The following is a 24,377-nucleotide window of genomic DNA, read 5'->3' as shown; positions in this document are numbered from 1 at the left end:
ATGATGGATCTCCTTGCCGTTGCCCGCGCGACCGCCGGCAGGCTGATCGGCGAAAACGTCGAGTTCTGCGGTGTGTCGACCGACAGCCGAAGCATCGGCCCCGGTGAGTTGTTCCTTGCCCTGCGCGGCGACCATTTCGATGGCCACGATTACCTGGCCGCCGCCAAGGCTCGCGGCGCAGTTGCCGCTGTCGTCGCTGCCGACGTCGCCGATGCACTGCAGGACCTGGCCATGCCGCTGGTTCAGGTCGCCGAAACACGCTTGTCGCTCGGCGCTCTGGCCGCGGATTGGCGTGGCCGCTTCACGCTGCCGCTGATCGCCGTGACCGGCAGCAATGGCAAGACGACGACCAAGGAGATGATCGCCAGCATCCTCAAGGTCGTTTACGGTGACGCCGTGCTGGTCACCCAGGGCAACTACAACAACGATATCGGGCTGCCACTGACCCTGCTGCGGCTGCAGGCCAGTCATCGTGCGGCGATCATCGAGATGGGCATGAATCATCCCGGCGAGATTGCCTATCTGGCGGGAATCGCCCACCCGAGCGTCGCGGTAGTCACCAACGCGCAACGTGCGCATCTCGAGGGAATGGGCTCGCTGGAGGCAATTGCCAGCGAAAAAGGGAGTATCTATTCGGGACTTGGTCAGTGCGGTGTCGCCGTGTTCTGCGCCGACGACCAATGGGCCGAACTCTGGCGCAGCCAGAGCCGTGGCCTCGGGGTGATGACCTTCGCCTTCGAAAAAGACGCAGACGTCAGGGGACGCTTCCATCTGCATGGTCTCGAAAGCCGTCTCAGCGTCGCCGCTGGCGGTGACGAGGTTGAAATCGTGCTCTCCCTGCCCGGGCAGCACAATGCCCGCAACGCGCTGGCCGCCGCCACCGCCTGCCTCGCGGCCGGTGTGCCGCTGGCAGCGGTGCACGCGGGACTGAGCGCCTTTCGCGGTCTCAAGGGGCGGCTGCAGCGGCGCGCTGCACTGAACGATGCGCTGCTCCTCGACGACACCTACAACGCCAACCCCGACTCGGTCCGCGCCGGCATCGACGTGCTCGCGGCGACGATCGGGCGCAGCGTGCTGGTCCTCGGCGACATGGGCGAGATTGGCGAGATGAGCGGTCAGTTTCATGACGAAATCGGCGGCTACGCCAAGAGCCAGGGAATCGATCGCCTGTTCACGCTCGGTGAGGCGAGTGCTCTCGCAGCGCACAATTTCGGCAGCGGCGGCGAGCATTACCAGACCCTCGACAAGCTGATCGATGCCTTGATCGCCGAGCTGACCCCGGATACCACGGTCTTGATCAAGGGTTCGCGCTTCATGCGCATGGAGCGGGTGGCTGACGCCATCGCCCGGCCCTCAATGGCGGGAGGCGACTGATGCTGCTCCTGCTCGCACAATGGCTGGCGCAGGACGTACGCGCCTTCAACGTCTTCGGCTACATCACCCTGCGCACGGTCCTCGCGGCGATGACCGCGCTGATCATCTCGTTCATGGCCGGGCCGCCGTTGATTCGCTGGCTGGCGGCCAAGAAGATTGGTCAGGCGGTACGCCAGGACGGCCCGCAGACGCACCTCGTCAAGTCGGGAACGCCGACCATGGGCGGTGCGCTGATCCTGATCGCCATCTGCATCACGACCCTGCTTTGGGGTGACCTCAGCAATCGCTACGTATGGGTGGTCCTGCTGGTCACCGTCGGTTTCGGCGGCATCGGCTGGTACGACGACTGGCAGAAGGTGGTCAAACGCGATCCGCGCGGGCTGGCTTCACGCTGGAAGTACTTCTGGCAATCGGCGCTCGGCCTGCTGGTCGCCCTCTATCTTGGCCTGAGCGCCAGCGGTCCGGCGCAGCTGCAGCTGATCGTACCCTTCTTCAAGACGGTCGCCTATCCGCTGGGAATCGTCGGTTTCATCGTTCTCAGCTATCTGGTCGTCGTCGGGACCAGCAATGCGGTCAACCTGACCGATGGGCTTGACGGTCTGGCGATCATGCCGGCGGTGATGATTGCCGCGGCGCTGGCCATCTTCGCCTACGTGGCAGGCAATTCGGTCTATGCCCGCTATCTCCTTCTGCCCTACGTTCCGGGTGCCGGCGAACTGGCCATCTTTCTCGGGGCCATGGCAGGTGCCGGGCTCGGCTTTCTGTGGTTCAACGCCTACCCGGCCGAAGTATTCATGGGCGACGTCGGCGCGCTGGCGCTTGGCGCGGCCCTGGGGACGGTGGCGATCATCGTCCGCCAGGAAATCGTCCTGGCCATCATGGGCGGCGTCTTCGTCGCCGAAACGCTGTCGGTGGCCGCGCAGGTCATCTACTACAAGCTTACCGGGGGCCGACGAATCTTCCGCATGGCACCACTGCATCACCACTTCGAGCTCGGCGGCTGGAAAGAAACACAGGTCGTCGTCCGTTTCTGGATCATCACCATCATGCTGGTGCTGATCGGCTTGTCCACCTTGAAGCTGCGCTGACATGGAGCTGTACGGGAAATTGACCCTCGTCATCGGCCTCGGCGAAAGCGGGCTGGCGATGGCCAGGTGGCTGGCCCGGCAGGGCGCGCGCGTGCGCGTCGCCGACAGCCGCAGCGCTCCACCACAGGCAGATGCGCTGCGCGCCAGAGTCCCCGAGGCGGTCCTGTTCTCCGGTCCCTTCTCCGCTGAAGCCTTTGCCGGCGCCGAATTGATCGCCATTTCTCCCGGCGTGCCGGTGCACCAGGCGCTGGTTCAGGACGCCGTCGCGCGCGGCGTCCCGCTCGTCTCCGAAATCGAGCTGTTTGCCTGGGCCGTGCACCGTTTGGCTCCGCAAGCCGCGCTGATCGCCATCACCGGCAGCAACGGCAAGACCACCACCACCGCGCTGGTCGGTGCCCTGTGTCGCGCAGCGGGCCGGCGGACGCAAGTCGCCGGCAATATCAGCCCGGCGGCTCTCGATGCCCTGCTGAGCGCGATCGACGGCGGCAATCTGCCGGCGGTCTGGGTTCTCGAGCTGTCGAGTTTCCAGCTCGAAACGACGCATACCCTGGCTGCCGACGCGGCGACGCTGCTCAATGTCAGCGAAGACCATCTTGACCGCTATGACGGTCTCGACGACTACACCGCTGCCAAAGTGCGCATCTTTCAGGGCGCGGGGGTGATGGTCGTCAATCGCGACGATCCACGCAGCCTCGCCGCCGCGCGCAGCGATCGGCGCTGCGTCAGCTTTGGCCTTGGCCCGGCGACGAAGGCGGGCGATTACGGAGTGGCCGACGGCTGGCTGGTGCGTGGCGACGAGAAACTGATCGCCCTCGAGGCCTTGCAGCTCGTGGGCAGTCATAACGCGGCAAATGCGCTGGCTGCACTGGCCCTGTGCGAGGCGATCGGCATCGAGCCGCAGGCAGTCCTGCCGGCACTGGCCGCCTTCACGGGCCTGCCGCACCGGGTCGAGTGGGTAGCGGAAATCAAGGGGGTTCGCTATTTCGACGATTCCAAAGGAACCAACGTCGGGGCCACGCTCGCCGCGATCGAGGGCCTGGGCTGCAGGGTCGCCATCGTCCTCGGCGGCGACGGCAAGGGGCAGGACTTCTCGCCTTTGCGGTCAGCGCTTGACCGGCATGCCCGCGCGATCGCCCTGATCGGGCGCGACGCGCCGCTGATCGCCGCGCTGCTGGCCGGCTGCCAGGCCCCGATGCGCTCCTGCCTGGACATGTCCGAAGCCGTGCGCTGGTGCGCCGCACAGGCGCAAAGCGGCGACGCGGTTCTGCTCTCGCCGGCGTGTGCCAGCATGGACATGTATCGCAACTACGCGCATCGGGCAGAGGCCTTTGTCGACGCTGTCCGCGGCCTGGAAAGGGAGGCTGCCTGATGTTGCGCACCTTCGATACCCCACGCCGTCTGCCTTCCGAGATCGACCTGGCACTCCTGTGGAGCACCTTGATCCTGCTCCTGATCGGTATGGTGATGGTGTACTCGGCGTCGATGGCGACCGCCGAAGCCGCCCGCGGCACGGGCCATCAGCCGGCGTACTATCTGGTTCGCCATGCCATTTTTCTGATCATTGGCCTGCTCGCCGCAGGCGTCGCCTTTCAGGTGCCAATGGCCAGCTGGCAGCAGTGGTCCCCCTGGCTGTTCGTCGGCGGCTGTCTGCTCCTGGCCCTGGTGTTGATCCCCGGTGTCGGCCGTGAGGTCAATGGCGCGCAGCGCTGGCTTCCCCTCGGGATCGTCAATCTGCAGCCTTCCGAGTTGATGAAGCTCTGTGCCGTCCTCTACGCCGCCGACTACACTGTGCGCAAGATGCCGCACATGCACGATCTGAAGAAGGCCTTCCTGCCGATGGCCTGCGCCATGGTGACCGTCGGTGTGCTGCTGCTCAAGGAGCCCGACTTCGGCGCCTTCGTGGTCATCATCTCGGTCGCCTTCAGCATCCTCTTTCTTGGCGGCATGCGGGCGCGCCTGTTCGTCGTGCTGATCATTGTCCTGGCGGCGGCTTTCGCGGCGCTGATCATCCTCTCGCCCTACCGTCGGGACCGCATTTTCGGCTTTATGGACCCCTGGGCCGACGCCTTCGGCCGCGGCTATCAACTGTCGCACGCGCTGATCGCCTTCGGTCGCGGCGAGCTGTTCGGCGTCGGTCTCGGCGCCAGTGTCGAAAAGCTGTTCTACCTGCCGGAGGCGCACACCGACTTCCTGCTCGCGGTCATTGCCGAAGAACTCGGCTTTGTCGGCGTTTTGGCGATCATCGTGCTCTTCGGTCTGCTCGTTCAGCGGGCTTTTGCCATTGGTCGCCAGGCGGTCGCCCTGGAGCGTCTGTACTCGGCTCTGGTCGCACAGGGAATCGGCGTCTGGATTGGCGTTCAGGGTTTCATCAATATGGGCGTCAACACCGGTCTGCTCCCGACCAAGGGGCTGACCCTGCCCTTGATGAGTTTTGGCGGCTCCGGAATTCTCGCCAACTGCGTGGCGGTGGCGGTACTGCTGCGGATTGATTGGGAAAATCGCCAGTTGATGCGTGGAGCCAAGGTATGAGCGCGCAGGGAGCGGCTGGCGCGATCGGCAAGACCCTCCTGGTCATGGCCGGGGGTACGGGTGGACACGTCTTCCCGGGCCTGGCGGTCGCCGACCTGCTCAGCAGTCGCAACTGGAAAATCGTCTGGATGGGCGCCCCGGGAAGCATGGAAGCGAAGCTGGTTCCAGAGCGTGGCTATGAAATGGCCTGGGTCCGTTTTGCCGCCCTGCGCGGCAAGGGCCTGCTGCGCAAGCTCCTGCTCCCCTTCCACCTGCTCTCCGCGTGCTGGCAGGCGCACCGTGAACTTCGCCGGGTGCAGCCAGACGTCGTGCTCGGGATGGGTGGTTACATCAGTTTCCCCGGCGGCCTGATGGCGGTCCTGTTGCGCTATCCGCTGGTGATTCACGAGCAGAACTCGGTTGCCGGCCTGGCCAACAGGGTTCTTGCCAGGTTCGCCGACCGGGTCGCCTGCGGCTTTCCTGATGTCCTGCCAAAGGGCGTTTGGGTAGGCAACCCATTGCGCCCGGAAATGAACCGTGTGCCAGCGCCGGCTGTTCGTCTCGCCGGCCGCCAGCCACCGCTGCACCTGCTGGTCCTCGGAGGCAGCCTGGGCGCTGCGGCGCTCAACGAAATGGTCCCCAGGGGTCTGTCCCTGATCAACGCAGCGGCGCGCCCGGAAGTGGTTCATCAGGCCGGCGAGAAGCATCTCGCGCAGCTGCAGGAGAACTACCGGGCGGCTGGGGTGCAGGCGCACTGCGCGGCGTTCATCGACGACATGGCCGCTGCCTACCAATGGGCTGATCTGGTGCTCTGTCGGGCTGGCGCGCTGACCGTCGCCGAGCTGGCCGCGACCGGTGTGGCCAGCGTCCTGGTCCCCTTTCCCTACGCCGTCGACGACCACCAGACGGCCAATGCCCGCTTCCTGTCGCTGGCTGGCGGCGCCACCCTGCTGCCGCAGAGCGAGCTGACTCCGGAAGCCATCAGTCTGCTGGGCAACTATTCCCATGCTCAGCTCGAGCAAATGGCCGCGCAGGCGCACCAACTGGCCAGGCCGGAGGCAGCCGCAGACGTGGCACGAATGTGTGAGGAACTGGTGCAGTGAAGCATAAGGTCAAGATCATCCATTTCGTTGGCATCGGTGGCGCCGGCATGAGCGGCATCGCCGAAGTGCTCGCCAATCTCGGCTTCAAGGTCAGCGGCTCCGACCTCGCCGAGAGTCCGGTGACCCGGCGCCTCGCGGGGCTCGGCGTGCGTACCGTACTCGGGCACGCTGCCGAAAACGTTCATGGCGCCGACGCGGTGGTCGTGTCGTCGGCGGTAAAGGAGGACAATCCCGAAGTCGTCGCCGCGCGGCAGCGCAAGGTGCCTGTCGTTCCCCGCGCACAGATGCTGGCCGAGTTGATGCGCCTGAAGCAGGGAATCGCCGTCGCCGGGACGCACGGCAAGACGACGACCACCAGCCTGACGGCGTCGATTCTTGCCGAGGGAGGGATGGATCCGACTTTTGTCATCGGCGGCCGTTTGAACGCCGCCGGCGCCAACGCCCGTCTCGGCTCCGGCGAGTTTCTGGTCGCCGAAGCCGACGAGTCCGACGCCTCGTTCCTGTTTCTTTCGCCGGTGATCTCGGTGGTGACCAATATCGACGCCGATCACATGGAAACCTACGGCCACGATTTCAATCGCCTGAAGCAGGCTTTCGTCGATTTCCTCCAGCGCCTGCCGTTCTACGGCGTTGCCGTGCTCTGCGCCGACGATGCCAATGTCCGCGAAATCATGCCCATGGTCAGCAAGCAGATCGTCACCTACGGTATCGACGTTGCAGCCAACGTGTATGCGGAGAACGTCGTCGCCGATCATGGCCAGATGCATTTCGATTGCGTCCGGGTCAACGGCAACATCAGCCGCCTGCCGGTTACCGTCAATCTGCCGGGACGGCACAACGTTCTCAATGCCTTGGCAGCGATCGCCGTGGCCAGCGAGCTGGGGGTTTCCGATCAGGCGATCGTCAGCGCGCTTACCGGGTTCACCGGCGTCGATCGCCGCTTCCAACGTTACGGCGAGGTCAGTTTGCCAGGCGGTGGCTGCTTCAGTCTGGTCGACGACTACGGTCATCACCCTGTTGAGATGCGCGCAACGATCGCCGCCGCTCGCGGCGCCTTCCCGGGTCGTCGCCTGTTGCTGGCTTTCCAGCCGCATCGCTATACCCGTACGCGCGACTGCTTCGAGGACTTCGTGACCGTACTGGGCGCCGTTGATGCCCTGGTGTTGAGCGAGGTTTATGCGGCAGGCGAGCAGGCGATTGTCGCTGCCGATGGCCGCGCGCTGGCGCGCGCGCTGCGCGTCGCAGGCAAGGTCGAACCGCTCTTCGTCGACCATGTCGGAGACCTGCCGCAAGCGATTCTCGACATCGTTCGCGATGGCGACGTGGTGATGACCATGGGGGCTGGTTCCATCGGCGCTGTCCCCGGCAAGCTGGTGGCTGGCTAGGATGACGACCGCGGACAGAAAAAACTTCGGCAAGGTGGCCGTCCTCTTCGGCGGGCGTTCGGCCGAGCGGGAAGTCTCGCTGAACAGCGGTTCACGGGTACTCGCGGCCTTGTGCCGGCAGGGTGTCGACGCGCACGCCTTCGATCCGGCGACGCGCAAGCTTGACGACCTGGCTGCCTTCGACCGTGCCTTCATTGCCCTGCATGGGCGCTATGGAGAAGACGGGACGATCCAGGGGGTTCTCGAACTGATGGGAATTCCCTACACCGGTAGCGGTGTGATGGCTTCGGCAATCGGCATGGACAAGTGGCGCAGCAAGATGCTCTGGCACGCCGCTGGCGTGCCGGTACCCGACTACGTGATGCTCGCCGCCGACAGCGACCACGCTGTCGTCGAAACGTCGCTGGGCCTGCCGCTGTTCGTCAAACCGGCCTGCGAGGGCTCGTCGATCGGGATCAGCAAAGTCAAGCAAACGGGCGAACTGGGCGCGGCGTATGCTGCAGCTGCGCAGCATGATTCGCTGGTCATCGCCGAGCGCGCCATTCTTGGTGGCGAGTATACGGTCGCCATTCTCGGCGAGCAGGCGCTGCCGATCATCAAGATCGAGCCGATCACCGAGTTCTACGATTACGAGGCCAAGTACCTGCGCGACGACACCGCTTACCGTTGTCCTTGCGGCCTGCCGGAAAAGCGCGAGCGCGAACTTCGCGCCCAGGCACTGCATGCCTTTCGCATTCTCGGGGGGCGCGGCTGGGGGCGGGTCGACTTCCTGATGGATCCGCCGGCGGACGACGGGTCGCGCAAGGCCTACTTCCTCGAAGTGAACACCTCGCCTGGAATGACCGATCACTCGCTGGTGCCGATGGCCGCCCGCGCTGCCGGGATTTCCTACGACGAGCTGGTCGTCCGCGTCCTTGCACTTGCTGCCCTGGGATGAGCGATGTGGCACAAACCGCAATTGATGACCGCTGTTGCAGATCTGCTCTTGCTGGCCGCCGGTGCGGCTTTGCTGGTTGCGGCGGTGATCTGGGGTGCGCCGCGCATGCGGCTGATTCCGCTCAACGAGGTGCGGGTGACCCACGAGTTGCAGTCGGTTCAGCGCAGCGACGTCGAGCAATCGCTGGAGGATCTGCTGCGTGGCAGTTTCCTGACGGTCAATCTGGAAGCGTTGCGCCTGGCGCTCGAACAATTGCCCTGGGTGCGGCATGCCGAAGTGTGGCGGAAGTGGCCGGCGCGTATCGACGTCAGGATCGAAGAGCAGCAGGCGGTGGCGCATTGGGGCGAGGGACGTGGCGAGCTGGTCAATATCTTCGGCGAGGTCTTTGCCGCATCGTTGCCCGAAGGACAGCGCCTGCCGCGGCTCAGCGGACCGAGCGGATCGGCGGGCGATGTGCTGCGCCGGCACGAGGAGTTTGCACGGGTCCTGCGGCCGATCGGTCAGCAACCGGTACAGGTGGCCCTGTCGCCGCGTCTGGCCTGGGCGCTGGAACTGGAGGACGGGATGTTGGTTGAGCTCGGTCGCGAGCAGGCGAAGGCGCCGATTCGGATGCGTCTGCAGCGTTTCGTCGACTACTACCCGACGCTGTCGGATACCCGCCATGGGCGGCCGTTGGCGGTGGACATGCGGTATCCCAACGGCTTTGCACTGCGCTTCCCAGCCAGTGCGGGTCACGAAGTCAAAGGAAAGAAATGAGCAGGGATAGCAAAGATCTGATCGTCGGACTCGACATCGGCACGTCGAAGATCGTGGCGCTGGTCGCCGAACTCACTCCGGAAGGGCGAGTAAACGTGATTGGCATGGGTCAGCAGGAATCGCGAGGGCTCAAGAAGGGAGTGGTGGTCAACATCGAGGAGACCGTGGCGACCATTTCGCGCGTCCTGCAGGAGGTCGAACTGATGGCCGATTGCAAGGTTCGCGACGTCTATACCGGGATTGCCGGCAGCCATATCCGCAGCTTCAATTCGAATGGAATGGTGGCCATCAAGGACCGCGAAGTCACTCCGATGGACGTCGAGCGGGTGATCGAAACGGCGCGCGCCATGCCCATCCCCGCCGATCAGGAGATCCTGCACATCCTGACCCAGGAGTTCATCATCGACGATCAGGATGGCATCCGCGAACCGATCGGGATGAGCGGCTTTCGCCTCGAGGTCAAGGTGCACATCGTTACCGGCGCAGTCTCGGCGGCGCAGAACATCATCAAGTGTGTTCGTCGCTGCGGGCTGGAAGTCAACGATCTCGTTCTGCAGCCTCTGGCTTCGAGTTGCGCAGTGCTTTCCGAGGATGAAAAGGACCTCGGCATCTGTCTGATCGACATCGGTGGCGGCACCACCGATCTGGCCGTGTGGACGCAAGGCGCGATTCGCCATACCTCGGTGATCCCCATCGCCGGCGACCAGATAACCAATGACATCGCCATGGCTTTGCGCACGCCAACGCGCGAGGCCGAAGACATCAAGCGCCGTTACGGGTGCGCGCTGGCCGACCTCGCCGACCCGGAAGACGCGCTTGAGGTCATTGGCGTCGACGACCGGCCGTCGCGGAAGTTGTCGCGCCGCGCCCTGGCGGACGTCATCCAGCCGCGCGTCGAAGAGCTCTTCGAGCTGATCCAGGCCGAGCTGCGCCGCTCGGGATTCGAGGACGTTCTCTCGTCAGGGATCGTGCTCACCGGCGGTGCCTCGGTGATGCCGGGAATGATCGAGCTCGGCGAAGAGATCTTTCACATGCCGGTACGCCTGGGTATCCCCAAGTATCAGGGAGCGCTCGCCGACGTCGTCCAGAGCCCGCGCTTTGCGACTGCCTGCGGCCTTCTGCTCGAGGCGCAGACGCAGCGCAAGCGTGGCTTGAAGGTGCGTGAAACGAGAGACGTCAAACAGGTTTTCGGGCGCATGCGCTCGTGGTTCGAAAAGAACTTCTGACCCCGGCAGTGTCAGGTGTCAGGCCATTACCCACTTTCAGCAGCAACCAAGCTTTTTGCAGAGGAGACGACAATGTTTGAAATCATCGACAAAGAAGAACAGGGTGGTCACCGAGATACGGTGATCAAGGTCATCGGTATCGGTGGCGCCGGTGGTAACGCCGTCGATCACATGATCCGCGAAGGCGTCAATGGCGTCGATTTCATTGCCGCCAATACCGACTCGCAGGCGCTCGGCCGCAGCGTTGCCCTGCAGCGCCTGCAGCTTGGCAAGACGGGTCTTGGCGCCGGTGCAAAACCGGAGGCAGGGCGTAGCGCTGCCGAGGAAGAGCGCGCGGCCATCGCCGAGTCGCTGGCCGGTGCGCACATGGTCTTCATCACCGCCGGCATGGGCGGCGGCACGGGTACCGGTGCCGCGCCGATCGTCGCCGAGGTGGCACGCGAACTCGGCGTCCTGACCGTCGCCGTGGTGACCAAGCCGTTCGGCTTCGAGGGCAAGCGTCTGAAGATCGCCGAAGCCGGTATCGCCGAACTGCAGAAGCACGTCGATTCGCTGATCGTCATTCTCAATGACCGCCTGATGGACGTTCTTGGCGACGACGTGTCTATGGACGATGCCTTCAAGGCGGCGGACAACGTCTTGCGCAATGCGGTTGGCGGGATCGCCGAGATCATCAATTTCCCTGGCCTGGTGAACGTCGACTTCGAGGACGTGCGCACGGTCATGGGAGAAATGGGGATGGCGATGATGGGCTCGGCCAGTGCCGCCGGTGTCGACCGGGCGCGGATTGCCGCCGAACGGGCGGTCGCCTCACCGTTGCTCGAGGGGGTCAACCTTTCCGGGGCGAAGGGCGTGCTGGTCAATATCACCGCGACGCGTTCGTTGAAGATGAAGGAAGTCAACGAAGTCATGAACACCGTCCGCGCCTTTGCCGCCGACGACGCGCACATTATCTTCGGTGCGGTCTACGACGAAAGCATCGACGAGGAAATTCGCGTGACGGTGGTCGCTACCGGCCTCGGTCAGGCGCAGGCGAAAAGGCAGAGCTTTGAAGTGATCAACACATCGGCGACACAGGCGACCGGCACCGACGGCCGTTTTGCAAACGGGCAGAGCATCGATTACTCGAGCCTGGATCAGACGCCGGCGGTATTTCGCAAAGGGCGTAGCGCGACCGTCGAAGCGCTGGCCAATAGCGGTGTCGACCGCTGGGATATTCCGGCGTTTCTCAGGAAACAGGCCGACTGAAGCCGGCCATGTGCTAACTCCTCTGCCGGGATCGGCGCGTTTCAGGGCAGTTCAGACTGTGCTAAAATGCGTCGATTCCACCGGTTTTTGCACGCAGATGCTAAAGCAGCGAACACTCAAGTCCGTGATCCGCGCCGCTGGCGTCGGTCTCCATTCCGGCGTCAAGGTAAATATGTGCCTGCGGCCGGCTGCGCCCGCGACGGGAATCGTTTTTCGGCGCCTCGATCTCGATCCGGTCGTCGACTTGCCGGCATCGGCGTTGCTCGTCGGTGACACGCGCATGTGCTCGTGCCTGGAAGTCGACGGTGCCAAGGTGGGTACCATTGAACACCTGATGTCGGCATTCGCCGGCCTCGGCATCGACAACGCCTTTGTCGATCTGGATGCCGCCGAAGTGCCGATTCTCGACGGCTCTGCGTCGCCGTTTGTTTTTCTGATCCAGTCCGCCGGGATCGAGGAGCAACCCGTCGCCAAGAAATTCATCCGCGTGACACGTCCGATCGAGGTTCGCGAGAGCGACCAGTCCGGGGAGAAGTGGGCGCGCTTCGAACCTTATGACGGTTTTCGCCTGAGCTTCTCGATTGGCTTCAATCATCCGGCGATTGACCGCACGGGTCAGTCGGTGAGCATCGATTTTGCTGAAAACTCCTACGCTCGCGAAGTGGCGCGGGCGCGAACCTTCGGTTTCATGCAGGAAGTGGAGTGGTTGCGCGAGAACGGCCTTGCGCAAGGCGGAGGGCTCGATAACGCCGTTGTGCTTGACGAGTACCGCGTGCTGAATGCCGAGGGTTTGCGCTACAGCGACGAGTTCGTCAAACATAAAGTTCTCGACGCCATCGGCGACCTGTACCTGCTCGGGAGCCCGCTACTCGCTTCGTTTGTCGCCCACAAGTCGGGGCACGCCCTCAATAACGCGCTGGCTCGGCGACTGCTGGACAGTCCAGAAGCCTGGGAATACGTCAGTTTCGAAGACCGCGACCTGGCTCCACAGTCGCTGTCCCGCTGGCTGGCGTTGCCGGCGGTCTGAGCCGGTGTGGTTGCTGCGCCTGCTGGCGGTTCTGACGGTGATTGCCGTTGCCGGCGGGGTGGTGATCTTCCTGTTTACCCGAGACCCGCGCTACCTGCACTTCGCCTGGCGCCTCTTTCGCTACTCGCTGATCGTCGCCCTGCTGGTTTTCGCGCTGCTGATCCTCGAGCGTGTGGCGGTCATTCCTCTCTAGCAGAGCGCGCCAACAACTGCTCGAGTGCCGAGCGCAGGGGCGACACCGGTAGCGATCCGCTGAGCGCACTCAACTGCTCGCTGGCCCTGATGCTGAGCGGCCTTGGCGCTGGGGCGTGGGGCGCCGCGGCGCGGGCTCGGGCTTGCACTTTGACCTGCAGCCCCCTACACTCGACCCCCCGCTTCAATAATTCGTCGACCAGCGTCGGTGCCATCTGGCGTAGCTTGGTTGCGACTGCGCCGCTGCTGGCGTGGATAAGTACAATCCCCGACTTGTAATTGGCCAGGCTGCTCGCCTGGCCCAGATGTGGTGGCGCGATCTCTTGAAATAGCCCGCCGAGTCTGGCCAGGAGTCTGGCATGTGCCAAGACCTTGCCAGCACCGTCGGCGCCTTCAAGATAGTTGTGCAGTGAGTCCGTCATCGGCAGTTTCTGGGAGAGGCAACGCATGCATCTTATTCTCGTCTCCAACCGTCTGGCAACCGCCAAGACCTTGACCATTACCCCGCGCCTGGCGACGCTGCTGGTATTGGGCTTCGTGGCGCTGGTGTCCGCAGCCGCCTTGCTCTTCGCGTCCTTGGGGCTGCACCTGCCTGTATTGGCGCCCGCTCACGTCGTCACCGACAACGCCGCTGCTGCGGCGTCGCAAGAGAACAGCCCGGATGCGCAGGACTTTGCGCGCGGCAGCCTCAATGCCATGGCCGTCAAACTTGGCGAGATGCAGGCGCAGCTACTGCGCCTTGATTCGCAAGGGGAGCGTGTTTCAAAGCTGGCCGGCGTCGCCCTGGGGTCAGCGGGCGAGCAGAACGGCACGAGCAGAGGCAGGGGCGGACAGGGCGGCCCCTTGCTGCTCGACCTCTCGTCACCCTCCGAGCCCGAGCTTCGCGACGCTCTCGAGCGTCTGGAAGGGATCCTCGAACAGAGGAGCGATAGCTTGACGGCGCTCGAGTCGCAACTCCTTGAGTTGCGCATCAGGAACAGTCTCTTGCCTACCCTGCGGCCGATCGAGGATGCGCAAACGGGCTCCGGTTTCGGAAATCGCCGCGACCCGATCGCCCGTGTACGTGCCAGGCATGAGGGTATCGACTTCGTCGCCGAACCGGGGACCAGCGTTGTGGCTTCCGCCGGCGGTGTCGTTCTGGCCGCCGAGTATCACCCCGACTATGGCAATCTGATCGACATCGATCACGGCAACGACTTGACCTCGCGTTATGCTCACCTGGCGCGGATTGACGTCAAAGCGGGCCAGATCGTCCGTCCGCGTGAAGCGATCGGCGCCAGTGGCAATACCGGTCGGTCGACCGGGCCACATCTGCATTTCGAGGTACGCTTCAAGGGGGTTGCCCAGGACCCGGAGCGCTTTTTCCGGCACAGTCAGCCACTATCGCTGCTGGCCCAGGGCGGCCTGCTGGGTAGTCGTCAGAGCGGGCCGCGATTGCGTTAGGCCGCGTTAACGCCGTTCGTAGACGACGAAGTCGAAGGAAGGGCCACCCACCCTCTCGCCGCCGGATGAGTCGTCGGTACAGTCCCTGCCCGGGCGACGCGAGACCTCGCGCCACTCGGCAGACGGAACCTCCGGGAAATAGCTGTCTCCCGCGCAGTCCTCGGCGACTTCGGTCAGGTACAGCCGACTTGCCAGCGCCAGCGTCTGTCGGTAGAGGTCGGCGCCACCGATGACGAATACCTCGCCGACATTTCCCGCAAGGCGGAGCGCCTCGTCGATCGAGCCTGCCAGTGTTGCACCGCTGGCCTGGTAAGCAGGGTTGCGGCTGACGACGATATTGTGCCGATCCGGCAATGGCCGAAACGCTGCTGGCAGCGATTCCCAGGTATTCCTGCCCATGATCACGGTCTTTTCGCGGGTTGTCTGGCGAAAGTGCTTCATGTCTTCGGGTAGGTGCCAAAGCAATTTCTGCTGCCGGCCAATGGCGCCGTTTCTGGCAACGGCAGCAATCAGCGCGATCACTCGCCGCGTTTCCGCAAGCGATTGCCGCTCGCTCGGCAGCCGGAATCGGCGGGGAAGACGTGGCTGAGCGAGTAGCGCTTGCCGTTATACATCGGATCAGATGGCGACTGGCGCCGCGATGTGCGGGTGCGGATCGTAGCCTTCGAGGCTGAAGTCCTGAAAACGGAAAGCGAACAAATCGTTTACCTCGGGGTTCAAGCGCATCGTCGGCAGGGCGCGCGGCGGGCGGTTCAGTTGCAGCCGCGCCTGCTCAAAGTGATTGCTGTAGAGATGCGCGTCGCCGAAGCTATGCACAAACTCGCCCGGCTGGTAACCGCAAACCTGAGCCAGCATCAGGGTGAGCAGCGCGTACGAGGCAATGTTGAACGGCACGCCAAGGAAGATGTCCGCGCTGCGCTGGTAGAGCTGACAGGAAAGCTTCGCACGGCGATCGCTGTCTGATGGCCCGGCGGGCGCGACGTAGAACTGGAAAAAGGCGTGGCAAGGCGGTAGCGCCATACGTTCGACGTCGGCGGGATTCCAGGCGCTGACCAGGTGTCGGCGCGAGTCGGGGTTGTTTTTCAGATTCTCGACGAGTTGGGCGATCTGGTCGATTTCGCGTCCGTCCGGCGTTTGCCAGTGACGCCACTGATGCCCATAGACCGGGCCAAGATCGCCATTGTGGTCGGCCCATTCGTCCCAGATGCGGACACCGTTCTCGCGCAGATAGCGGACGTTGGTGTCACCTTGCAGGAACCAGAGCAACTCGTGGATGATCGACGGCAGGTGCAGTTTCTTGGTGGTCAGCGCCGGGAACCCGGCGCTGAGGTCGAAGCGCATCTGCCAGCCGAATACCGAGCGCGTACCGGTGCCGGTGCGGTCTGCCTTGACCGTGCCATGTTCGAGAACATGGCGCATCAGGTGGAGATACTGCTGCATGCTTTGGGCCCGTGGTTGATTCAGGCCGAATTGTAGAGTAATCGACAGCCCTTCGCTGTCCGAGGGCTCGCCAGCTCCCGCTTTCTCAGTGCCCGGGCCGCATCCGGCAGCCGTTGGAGCGCGTCCTGGTTTACAATTCGCGGTTCAACCGCAGTCGTCTGCGACGAGGCTTCACGTCCAATGATGTTCAATTTCTTTGCGAAACGTTCCGATCATCCGCTGGCTGACAGCAAGGAGCTGAAGCGAATTGTTGCCGAGCTGCATGCCGACAAGCCGGCAAAGGCCGTCGACGAAGTAAGCGGCTGGTTTGATTCGCTTCAGCATGTCGAGAACTTCCGCGTTGACGAATTCTTCGACGTACTGCGCCAGCTCGACGAGGCGGCGCAACGGCACCTGCTGCGCGTGGCACGCGATTACCTGCTCGCCGCGCGCCTGACGAAACTTGAAGAAGAGCGCTTGTGGACGCGGAGCTATCGCTATTGGGGCCAGGTCGCGACGCTTTACAGAGACTGCGTCGAGCGTGCCCGGCTTGCGCCAAAGAGCAAAGGCAGCGACGCTTTCAAGGCCTCTGTGCCGCTGGCGCTCGTGCGCTCGCAAGCGGCCCGCTGCAATCAGCTGAAGTGGTTGGCGTTTCGCTACGGCTCCGCTGACGAAGATCTCTGGAGGTCTCTCGGCGAGACCTATCTGGTGGCCGAAGGCGCTGGCAACGCACAGAAGGCAGTGCCGCTCTATCCGGCCAGGAAAGGGCTGTGCACCGTGGCCCAGCAATACCTGCACGCCATCGCCTTCTATGCATCCTCGATGGATAGCTTGATGCCCGTGCAGATCGAGCTGGCTGACCGCCTGATCGCCCATTTCCTGCCGCACTTTGTCCTCCTGCCTGATTGTCGGCCGGACAGCGTCTATTGGGTCGATGCGGCAGCCGGAACGACACCGCTCCGATTGGCCCGTCACCCCGGCGTTGGCCGACCCGGCCTGCGCTTCTTCTCTCCGGGGACGGCACTGCCGGCGCTTGAAGAGCTGCTGCATCGGGTTGAACGGGGTGAGATTCCAAGTGACCTCAACCTTGGCGGTGAGTACGCGCAACGCGCTCTGTTACCGGTACTGCGCCATCTCCATCTCTATTGGGCAAAGTGCCCGCCCCAGCGCCGCCATACGCGGCATGCGGTCAAGACGCGAATGCTCGTGCTCTTTGGCTTCGATGACAGCTATTCGCTTTTCTCGGGAGCCGCTCCGCGTCCTGGCAACGAAGTGGGGATGGACAACTGGGTGGTCGAGAATGTCAGTCTCGGAGGCTTTCGTGCGCAGGTCCGCGAGGTGGCAAGCGGGCGCATCAACATCGGCGCACTGCTGGCTGTCCAGCCGGAGGGCGGCGACAACTGGATGTTGGGGGTCGCCAGACGCTTTACCCGGCGCGATACCGACGGCGCCAGCCTGGGCGTGCAGGTGCTCTCCAGGCAGGCGCTGAGCATTGAGCTGCGGCCACGGCGCCGCGGTTTTTCGGCAGCGGTGGCCATTCCGGGAATCTGGTTACAGGATCGAGGTGAAGCCGGCATCCTGCGTATCGTCTTGCCACTGGCTGGCTTCAACGTTCGGGAGACGCTGGAATTCAGCCATCAGGGCAAGCGCCGGGAGCTGATTCCGATGGAGCTCGAGGAAGCCGGGGCCGAGTACGAGATTGGCTGTTTTCGCGAGCAAGCAACCACGTAAGGATGGCCATCAAGGCCGGTCAGGCCGCTCCCCGGTGCCCGCTTCGGGTGGCCGTCGGAGCGCCGACTTCGGTCGGAAAGCCTTGACCACCTGCTCGACCGTTTCGACGTACGGGCCACCAAGCAGATCGATGCAGTATGGCACGGCCGCGAAAATGCCGTTCACCAGTACCGTGCCGTCGGCCGCCTTCACTCCCTCAAGGGTTTCCCGGATCGACTTTGGTTGCCCGGGCAGATTGAGGATCAGCGCCTTGCCGCGCACTACCGCAAGCTGACGCGACAGAATCGCCGTCGGCACGAAGTTCAGGCTGATCCGGCGCATTTCCTCACCGAAGCCGGGCATCACCTTGTCGGCGACGGCCAGAGTGGCTTCCGGCGTGACGTCGCGCGGCGCTGGACCGGTGCCGCCGGTGGTCAGCACCAGATTGCAGCCGACCTCATCAACCAGCTCCCTGAGCGTTTCTTCGATGCGCGTCTGGTCGTCGAGGATCAGCCGCGTTGTCGTTCGCCACGGGCTGGCCAGCGCCCGGCCGAACCATTCTTCAAGCGCCGGGATTCCCTGGTCGGCATAGACGCCCTGCGCGGCGCGGTCGCTGATCGACAGCAGCCCGATCAGCAGCTCGTCATCGTTGGTCATGCTCATTCCACGCGAAGCGCCATGTTCCCGCCGCCTTCAAGTTCCTTGAGAAACTGGAAAATGGCGCGGTAATTGCGTGGAGGCTTTCCCTGCTCCTGCTCGTTCAAGGCGGCGCGGCGTAGCGAACGCAGATGCTGCAGATCCACCGCCGGGTAATCCTCGGCAATTCCGTAGAGCACGCTTTCGTCGGCCAGCAAGGCCGTCCGCAGGCGCTCGATGCGGTGCAGCTTTCCCGTTTCCTCGGCCGAATCGCCGCGCAGCGCGGCCAGCGAGTGGCGGATCGGTTCCGGGTCGTCGATATCGCGCATCACCCGGCCGATGTATTGCAGCTGCCGACGTCGTGCCTCGTCGTGTCGGGTCATGCGCTGTGCCGCGCGGACGGCCGTGCGCAGATCCTCCGGGAGGTTGATCTTCTTGAGCCGATCGGGCGCCAGCTCCACCAGTTCCTCGCCGAGGGCCTGCAGTTCCTCCATGGCCCGCTTGCGCTGCGTTTTTGACGGTGGGCTTGCTTCTTCTTCGGGGGGAATCATCGGCAGCAGGGAGGCCTTTCATGATGGCAGGTGGGGATGGCCGCGTGCACAGACGCCGCAAGGGACGCCCTGCGCGGAGCTGCTATGATAGCGACTTTTGCCTTTGGCCACCGCCCCATGTCCCGTCCAGCCGCCTCCGCCGTTCACCAATCACGCTTCAGCCATGGTTTCGAAACTCTGCAGCAATTGGCGCGTGACGTTCTTGCGCATGCCGAAAAGGGCGGCGCAAGCGCTTGCGAGGTCGATGTCTCCGACGGCTTTGGCCAGTCGGTGACCGTTCGTCGCGGCGAGGTCGAAACCATCGAGTACAACCGCGACAAGGCGATTGCCGTTGCCGTCTATCTTGGCCAGCGAAAAGGCCAGGCGAGTACCTCGGATTTTTCGTCGACGGCCTTGCGCGAAACGGTCGAGGCGGCGTTGAATATCGCCCGCTTCACCGCGGCCGACCCCTGCGCCGGCTTGCCCGATGCTGGCCTCCTGGCCATCGACAGCCAGTGCTTGCCGGATCTCGATCTCTATCACCCCTGGCTGCTCTCGGTCGAAGCCGCCGTCGACCTCGCCCAGCGCTGCGAACGTGCAGCCTTCGCAGTCGACCCGCGGGTGAGTAATTCGGAAGGCGCGTCGGTATCGAGTCAGGAAGGGCATTTCGTGTCTGCCAACAGCCTGGGTTTCATGGGCGGCTACCCGACTTCGCGGCATTACCTGTCGTGTTCGATGATCGCTGGCAAGGACGAGAACATGCAGCGCGACGACTGGTACTCGATTGCCCGCGATGCACAGGCGATCGGTTCGCCGGAACTGATCGGCGAGCGCGCCGCGCAACGCGCCCTGGCGCGGCTCGGTGCACGCAAGATCAAGACCTGCAAGGTGCCGGTGGTCTTCGAGGCACCGCTTGCCTCATCGCTGATCGGCAACTTCGTTCACGCGGTCAGCGGCGGCAGCCTGTACCGCAAGACGTCCTTCCTGGTCGATAGCCTGGGCAAGCGCGTCTTCGCCAGAAAAATACAGATCAGCGAGCGACCACATCTGGCGCGTGGCCTGGCGAGCGGATATTTCGACAGCGACGGCGTGGCCACGCACGATCGTGAAGTCATTGTTGACGGCAGGTTGCAGGGCTATTTTCTGAGCGCCTACACGGCGCGCAAGCTGGCCATGCAGACCACCGGCAATGCCGGCGGCTGCCACAACGTCATCGTGCACCCGGGCAAGCGGAATCTGGCTGGCCTGCTCAAGAAGATGGGGCGCGGCCTGCTGGTCACCGAACTCCTCGGTCACGGCGTCAACTACGTGACCGGCGACTATTCGCGCGGCGCCGCCGGCTTCTGGGTCGAGGGCGGCGAGATCGTCCATCCGGTTGAAGAGATCACCATCGCCGGCAACCTTCGCGACATGTTCAGAAACATTGCCGGCGTCGGGAACGATGTTCTGGTGCGCGGCTCGAAGCAGGTCGGTTCGCTGCTCGTGGAGCAGATGAAGGTGGCCGGCGCCTGAGTTCCTGTCCGGTCATCGTTGTGGGCAGGAGCACTTCGGGGCGGTGCACTGCCTGTGTCCTCGTGCGGCTTTCTCTTCTCTTGCAGGTTCGGAAAATCCGTATTCCATGCCGGACGCCTTTGGCTATAATCGGCGGGCAACTCGTTGGAATAAAACCCTAAACAGGAGACAAATTGTGGAACGACGAAATTTTCTTGCAAAGGCAGGGGTAGGGGCAGCCGCGTTGGGGCTAGTGGCATGTGGTAAGAAAGAGGAGCCAAAGCCAGCCGCAGCGCCGGCTGCAAGTTCCGCTGCACCCGCTGCAACGCCAGCGCCGGCTGTGTCCGGCGAGGTGATTCGCTGGCGCTTGGCGTCAAGCTTTCCGAAGAGCCTGGACACCATCTACGGCGGTGCCGAATTCATGGCTCAGCGGGTCGCCGAAGCAACCGGCGGCAAGTTCCAGATTCAGGTGTTCGCCGGTGGCGAGATCGTCCCCGGGCCGGCCGTGTTCGACGCCGTCAAGGACAACACCGTCGAAATGGCGCACACCGCGTCGTACTACTTCTTCGGCAAGGATCCGACCTATGCTTTCGACTGTGCCATTCCTTTCGGGATGAACAATCGCCAGCTCGACGCCTGGATGCGCTACGGCAACGGCACCAAACTGATGAACGAACTGTACGGGAAGTCCAATATCGTTCCGATTCCCTGTGGCAACACCGGCGCGCAAATGGGCGGTTGGTTCCGCAAGGAAGTCAAGACAGTTGCCGATATGCATGGTCTGAAGATCCGCATCGGTGGTTTTGCCGGCGAGGTGCTGAGCAAGCTGGGCGCCGTGCCGCAGCAGATTCCGGGTGGCGATATCTACCCCTCCCTGGAAAAGGGTACGATCGACGCCGCGGAATGGATTGGCCCCTACGACGATCAGAAGCTGGGGTTCAACAAGGTCGCCAAGTACTACTACTATCCGGGCTGGTGGGAGGGTGGGCCGCAGTTGTCGGTTTATGTGAATAGCGCCAAGTACGCCGAGCTGCCGAAAGAGTACAAGGCCATCCTGCACATGGCCTGTGCCGACGCGCATGTCGATATGATGGCCAAGTACGACGCCAAGAACCCGATCGCCTTGAAGCAACTGGTTGGGCTCCGGGACGCAGCTGCGGCAGTATCCGAAAGCGATCATGGACGCCGCGTACAAGGCGGCCATGGAACTCTATGCCGAGACGTCCAAGACGAACCCCGGCTTCAAGAAAGTCTACGACGACTACTCCAAGTTCCAGGCCGACGAGAACCTCTGGTTCGGCATTGCCGAAGGCGCCTACTCGAGCTACATGGGCACCAAGCGCTAGAACGCTTTTCCGCCGGCTGCTGGTCGGCCGTGCTGGGGATGAAAGGAAACGGAGGCCAATGGCCTCCGTTTCCTTTTCGGGTTCTGCACTCCTGCACTCCTGCTGCCGTCGCGCGGAAGTTTCCCGCTCGACGACAGCAGCGTGCCGACTATTGCTTTTCCTTGCTCTCCTTGACCATGTCGAGGATGGCATCGGTTGCCGCTGCACCCGGCTTGGGCTGCTCGCCCTGCGCGCCTTCGGGTGGCGACCCGTACGCTCCGCCACCGCCGTAGGACGAGCCCTGGACTTCGATCTCGACTGTGTCGAGATCCACCTTGACCTCCTTGTCGAGGCCAAAGGTGACCAGTTGCGGGAACGCGATCAGCACGCCGACCATGACGATCTGGATGCAGACAAAGGGAATCGCACCCCAGTAAATGTCGGTGGTCTTGACCGACGCCGGCGCCACGGAGCGCAGGTAGAAAAGCGCAAAGCCGAAAGGCGGATGCATGAACGAGGTCTGCATGTTCACCGCCAGCAGGATCCCGAACCAGATCAGATCGATTCCCAGCGATTCGGCGACCGGGCCGAGCAGCGGCACGACGATGAACGAGAGTTCGAAGAAGTCGAGGAAGAAAGCGAGCAGGAAGATCAGGATGTTGACCACGATCAGGAAGCCGACTTCACCGCCCGGCAGTCCGGTGAGCAGATGTTCGACCCAGCGATGCCCGTCGACGCCGTAGAAGGTGAGCGAGAAGACGCGTGCGCCAACCAGAATGAAGACCACGAAAGTCGTCAGTTTGGCCGTCGTGTCCATCGCCTGCTTGAGCAGGCTCAGGGTCAGGCGCTTGCGCGCCAGGGCCATGATCAGCGCACCAGTGGCGCCCATGGCGCCGCCTTCGGTCGGCGTTGCGATGCCCATGAAGATGGTGCCGAGGACCAGGAAGATCAGCATCAGCGGGGGCACCATCGTCGTCAGCACGCGCAGCAGCAGCTTGCTGCCGTGCAGCGTCCGCGCTTCGGCGGGCAGCGCCGGTACCCATTTGGGCTTGAAAACGGCCACCATCAGTACGTAGCCGACGTAGAAGGTGGTCAGCACGATGGCCGGCAGAAAGGCGCCCTTGTACATGTCGCCGACCGACTTGCCCAGCTGATCAGCCATGATGATCAGCACCAGCGATGGCGGCAGGATCTGTGCCAGCGTTCCCGACGCGGCGATGACGCCGGTGGCGAGCTTTGTGTTGTAGCCGTAGCGCAGCATGATCGGTAGCGAGATCAGTCCCATGGAGATCACCGAAGCGGCAACGACACCGGTGGTCGCCGCGAGCAGCGCTCCGACGAAGATGACGGCCAGCGCCAGGCCGCCACGCATCGGGCCGAACAACTGGCCGATGGTGTCGAGCAGGTCTTCGGCCATGCCTGATCGTTCGAGAATCAGACCCATGAAGGTAAAGAAGGGAATGGCCAGCAGCGTGTCGTTGTTCATGATGCCGAAAATACGGTCCGGCAGCGCCTGGAAAAGTTGCGGGCCGAGCAGGCCGAGTTCGATGCCGATCAGGCCGAAGAAGATGCCGTTGGCGGCGAGCGCGAAGGCGACCGGAAAGCCGACGAGCAGGAAGAGGACCATCGAAGCAAAGATGATCGGAGCCATGTTGTTGATCAGGAATTCGGTCATCAGAGTTCTCCCTGCTTCGCCTTGATGGCCAGCGCGAGTTCTTCTTCAGACGTCGGCGTGTGCGACCTCGCGCCGGGATCCGGGCACAGGCCCTGCACGAAGCCAATGCGCTTGATCAGTTCCGAAAAGCCCTGAATCACCAGCAGGAAAAAGCCGATAGGGACCATCAGGCGAACCGGCCAGACGGTGAGGCCGCCGGCGTTGCTCGACTGCTCGTTGGTTTCGTAGGCGAGGATAAAGATCGGCCACGACATGTACATGATGGCGATGGCCATCGGCATCAGGAAGAAGATGATGCCGAAGATGTCGATCATCGCCTGGCCGCGCCGGGAGAAACGACCGGCGACGAGGTCAATACGCACATGTTCGTTGCGCATCAGCGTGTAACCGGCGCAAAACAGGAAGATCGCCGAGAACAGGTACCACTGAATCTCGAGAAAGGCGTTGGAACTGTAGTCGATGGTGTAGCGCATGACCGCGTTGCCGGCGCCGATCAGAGTGACGATCAGGACCAGCCAGATGACGCTCCTGCCGACTAGCTCGGTGAGGCGATCGATCAGCCTCGATAGCTTGAGTAAACCATTCACGGGATAAATCCTCCTTTGACAGCTGGTTACGCGGTCGTCTCACATTTGGTCGCCGGCCAGTTTCCTCTTTCTTGGGCAGTATGGCTCGGCCACGGCACCGAAAAACCAACACACGGCAAGCGTGGTGGCAAGAAGGCGGGCCGATTATGGCACATCTTTCAGCTATGCAATATCCATTGTGCGATAGGAAACCATGCCGTCGAGATGGAAAAACGCCTTGCCGATCAGGCGTTTAGAAGAACGCTCCAGGCAGGCGCTGGCGGCAGCCGTGGGCGTGTCTGGCCGGCGCAGGCGGTCGGTGGGTCTCACCCGGAGGCCGGCCGCACGCGCGACGACGTCGATCGACTGGTCGCCTCGCGCATCCGAGTCATGTTGCTGCCGTTCAGCATCGAATTGAGGAAAGCAGCGAGCTCGCGCGATCAGCGTGCCGGCAAGCGTCGGGAAGGCGGTCGAGGCATAGGCGAAGGTCGCTGCCCGCAAGCGATCCCAACCCTGTTCGATTTTGACGACCCTCCTCGCAACGGCAATGATCGCGTCCATCGGTACGCACAGCAGGGGTGTATTTGTGGTGCGCGTGTGCCTTCAGCGCTGCCACCCGCTCACGCCGGGCGCCCTGAATTGAGCTACCATGCCCAGTCAGACTGCCCGTCACGCCTGGGATGCGCATGCCGAAGCCCGCACCCGGGCGGAGCAGGAGCTTCCCCGCGAAAACACGAT

At 63.4% G+C, this 24,377-nt stretch carries 23 protein-coding genes and 1 pseudogene; 16 read left to right on the top strand and 8 right to left on the bottom strand.

The window, feature by feature from the left end; genetic code table 11:
• The 12 genes from murF (at window position 1) to QZ634_RS11975 (ending at window position 12,845) form a co-directional block, all read left to right on the top strand.
• Complete coding sequence (gene murF / locus QZ634_RS12030) at window positions 1-1,374, top strand: UDP-N-acetylmuramoyl-tripeptide--D-alanyl-D-alanine ligase (RefSeq protein WP_291988737.1); 1,374 nt, start codon at window positions 1-3, stop codon at window positions 1,372-1,374.
• Window positions 1,374-2,462, top strand: coding sequence for a phospho-N-acetylmuramoyl-pentapeptide-transferase (mraY, locus tag QZ634_RS12025; protein ID WP_043568376.1), 1,089 nt, complete (start codon window positions 1,374-1,376; stop codon window positions 2,460-2,462). The genes murF and mraY overlap by 1 nt, the downstream gene beginning before the upstream one ends.
• Before the next feature lies 1 nt (window position 2,463).
• The gene (murD, locus tag QZ634_RS12020; protein WP_291988643.1) at window positions 2,464-3,831 is read left to right on the top strand and encodes a UDP-N-acetylmuramoyl-L-alanine--D-glutamate ligase; all 1,368 of its coding nucleotides are present in this window, start codon (window positions 2,464-2,466) and stop codon (window positions 3,829-3,831) included.
• Window positions 3,831-4,991, top strand: coding sequence for a putative lipid II flippase FtsW (ftsW, locus tag QZ634_RS12015; RefSeq protein ID WP_291988641.1), 1,161 nt, complete (start codon window positions 3,831-3,833; stop codon window positions 4,989-4,991). Before murD ends, ftsW begins: the two co-directional genes overlap by 1 nt.
• Complete coding sequence (murG, locus tag QZ634_RS12010) at window positions 4,988-6,073, top strand: undecaprenyldiphospho-muramoylpentapeptide beta-N-acetylglucosaminyltransferase (protein ID WP_291988639.1); 1,086 nt, start codon at window positions 4,988-4,990, stop codon at window positions 6,071-6,073. The genes ftsW and murG overlap by 4 nt, the downstream gene beginning before the upstream one ends.
• Window positions 6,070-7,458, top strand: a complete 1,389-nt coding sequence (murC, locus tag QZ634_RS12005) for a UDP-N-acetylmuramate--L-alanine ligase (RefSeq protein WP_291988637.1) — start codon at window positions 6,070-6,072, stop codon at window positions 7,456-7,458. Before murG ends, murC begins: the two co-directional genes overlap by 4 nt.
• Before the next feature lies 1 nt (window position 7,459).
• On the top strand, window positions 7,460-8,395 hold the full coding sequence (locus QZ634_RS12000; protein WP_291988635.1) for a D-alanine--D-alanine ligase: 936 nt from the start codon (window positions 7,460-7,462) through the stop codon (window positions 8,393-8,395).
• Between the two features lie 24 nt (window positions 8,396-8,419).
• Entirely contained in the window at window positions 8,420-9,151 is a 732-nt protein-coding gene (locus QZ634_RS11995) for a cell division protein FtsQ/DivIB (protein ID WP_291988633.1), read from the top strand.
• Window positions 9,148-10,377 (top strand): cell division protein FtsA, encoded by a 1,230-nt coding sequence (ftsA, locus tag QZ634_RS11990; protein ID WP_043568391.1) that lies wholly within the window; start codon window positions 9,148-9,150, stop codon window positions 10,375-10,377. The genes QZ634_RS11995 and ftsA overlap by 4 nt, the downstream gene beginning before the upstream one ends.
• A gap of 72 nt (window positions 10,378-10,449) precedes the next feature.
• Window positions 10,450-11,625 (top strand): cell division protein FtsZ, encoded by a 1,176-nt coding sequence (gene ftsZ / locus QZ634_RS11985; RefSeq protein WP_043568393.1) that lies wholly within the window; start codon window positions 10,450-10,452, stop codon window positions 11,623-11,625.
• A gap of 97 nt (window positions 11,626-11,722) precedes the next feature.
• On the top strand, window positions 11,723-12,652 hold the full coding sequence (gene lpxC / locus QZ634_RS11980; protein WP_291988631.1) for a UDP-3-O-acyl-N-acetylglucosamine deacetylase: 930 nt from the start codon (window positions 11,723-11,725) through the stop codon (window positions 12,650-12,652).
• Between the two features lie 4 nt (window positions 12,653-12,656).
• Window positions 12,657-12,845: a hypothetical protein gene (locus QZ634_RS11975; protein WP_291988629.1), complete on the top strand. Its 189-nt coding sequence runs from the start codon at window positions 12,657-12,659 to the stop codon at window positions 12,843-12,845.
• Here QZ634_RS11975 and QZ634_RS11970 read toward each other — a convergent pair.
• Entirely contained in the window at window positions 12,832-13,266 is a 435-nt protein-coding gene (locus QZ634_RS11970; RefSeq protein WP_291988627.1) for a DciA family protein, read from the bottom strand. The two genes, QZ634_RS11975 and QZ634_RS11970, sit on opposite strands and share 14 nt — an antisense overlap.
• 25 nt (window positions 13,267-13,291) lie before the next feature.
• Between QZ634_RS11970 and QZ634_RS11965 the strand changes: the two genes are divergently transcribed.
• Window positions 13,292-14,287: a M23 family metallopeptidase gene (locus QZ634_RS11965; RefSeq protein ID WP_291988625.1), complete on the top strand. Its 996-nt coding sequence runs from the start codon at window positions 13,292-13,294 to the stop codon at window positions 14,285-14,287.
• 6 nt (window positions 14,288-14,293) lie between these two features.
• On the opposite strand, the gene QZ634_RS11960 is transcribed toward QZ634_RS11965, so the two are convergent.
• Together QZ634_RS11960 and QZ634_RS11955 are read right to left on the bottom strand one after the other, a co-directional pair.
• The gene (locus QZ634_RS11960; RefSeq protein ID WP_291988624.1) at window positions 14,294-14,809 is read right to left on the bottom strand and encodes a dihydrofolate reductase; all 516 of its coding nucleotides are present in this window, start codon (window positions 14,807-14,809) and stop codon (window positions 14,294-14,296) included.
• Between the two features lie 96 nt (window positions 14,810-14,905).
• Entirely contained in the window at window positions 14,906-15,727 is an 822-nt protein-coding gene (locus QZ634_RS11955; protein ID WP_291988622.1) for a thymidylate synthase, read from the bottom strand.
• A gap of 180 nt (window positions 15,728-15,907) precedes the next feature.
• On the opposite strand from QZ634_RS11955, the gene QZ634_RS11950 reads away from it, so the two are divergent.
• Complete coding sequence (locus tag QZ634_RS11950; RefSeq protein WP_291988620.1) at window positions 15,908-17,437, top strand: hypothetical protein; 1,530 nt, start codon at window positions 15,908-15,910, stop codon at window positions 17,435-17,437.
• A 9-nt stretch (window positions 17,438-17,446) separates the two neighbouring features.
• Here the strand turns inward: QZ634_RS11950 and mog are convergent, their stop codons facing one another.
• Together mog and yjgA are read right to left on the bottom strand one after the other, a co-directional pair.
• Window positions 17,447-18,073, bottom strand: coding sequence for a molybdopterin adenylyltransferase (gene mog / locus QZ634_RS11945; RefSeq protein WP_291988618.1), 627 nt, complete (start codon window positions 18,071-18,073; stop codon window positions 17,447-17,449).
• A 2-nt stretch (window positions 18,074-18,075) separates the two neighbouring features.
• On the bottom strand, window positions 18,076-18,603 hold the full coding sequence (yjgA, locus tag QZ634_RS11940; RefSeq protein WP_291988616.1) for a ribosome biogenesis factor YjgA: 528 nt from the start codon (window positions 18,601-18,603) through the stop codon (window positions 18,076-18,078).
• 117 nt (window positions 18,604-18,720) lie between these two features.
• On the opposite strand from yjgA, the gene pmbA reads away from it, so the two are divergent.
• Together pmbA and QZ634_RS11930 are read left to right on the top strand one after the other, a co-directional pair.
• Window positions 18,721-20,094, top strand: a complete 1,374-nt coding sequence (gene pmbA / locus QZ634_RS11935; RefSeq protein ID WP_291988614.1) for a metalloprotease PmbA — start codon at window positions 18,721-18,723, stop codon at window positions 20,092-20,094.
• Window positions 20,095-20,269: 175 nt separating this feature from the next.
• Window positions 20,270-21,419, top strand: a pseudogene (locus QZ634_RS11930) (TRAP transporter substrate-binding protein).
• Window positions 21,420-21,567: 148 nt separating this feature from the next.
• On the opposite strand, the gene QZ634_RS11925 reads toward QZ634_RS11930, so the two are convergent.
• The 3 genes from QZ634_RS11925 to QZ634_RS11915 all read right to left on the bottom strand — a co-directional run bounded on the left by QZ634_RS11925 (window position 21,568) and on the right by QZ634_RS11915 (window position 24,200).
• Window positions 21,568-23,073, bottom strand: coding sequence for a TRAP transporter large permease subunit (locus tag QZ634_RS11925; protein WP_291988612.1), 1,506 nt, complete (start codon window positions 23,071-23,073; stop codon window positions 21,568-21,570).
• Complete coding sequence (locus tag QZ634_RS11920; RefSeq protein WP_291988610.1) at window positions 23,073-23,660, bottom strand: TRAP transporter small permease subunit; 588 nt, start codon at window positions 23,658-23,660, stop codon at window positions 23,073-23,075. The genes QZ634_RS11925 and QZ634_RS11920 overlap by 1 nt, the downstream gene beginning before the upstream one ends.
• Before the next feature lie 162 nt (window positions 23,661-23,822).
• The gene (locus QZ634_RS11915; protein WP_291988609.1) at window positions 23,823-24,200 is read right to left on the bottom strand and encodes a hypothetical protein; all 378 of its coding nucleotides are present in this window, start codon (window positions 24,198-24,200) and stop codon (window positions 23,823-23,825) included.
• Window positions 24,201-24,377: the final 177 nt, after the last annotated feature.

Origin of the sequence: Candidatus Accumulibacter sp. ACC007 (assembly GCF_907163205.1) — a bacterium.
GTDB lineage: Bacteria > Pseudomonadota > Gammaproteobacteria > Burkholderiales > Rhodocyclaceae > Accumulibacter > Accumulibacter regalis.
Note: the sequence above shows the minus strand (reverse complement) of the source record. Positions and strands in the feature narration are given on the sequence as shown.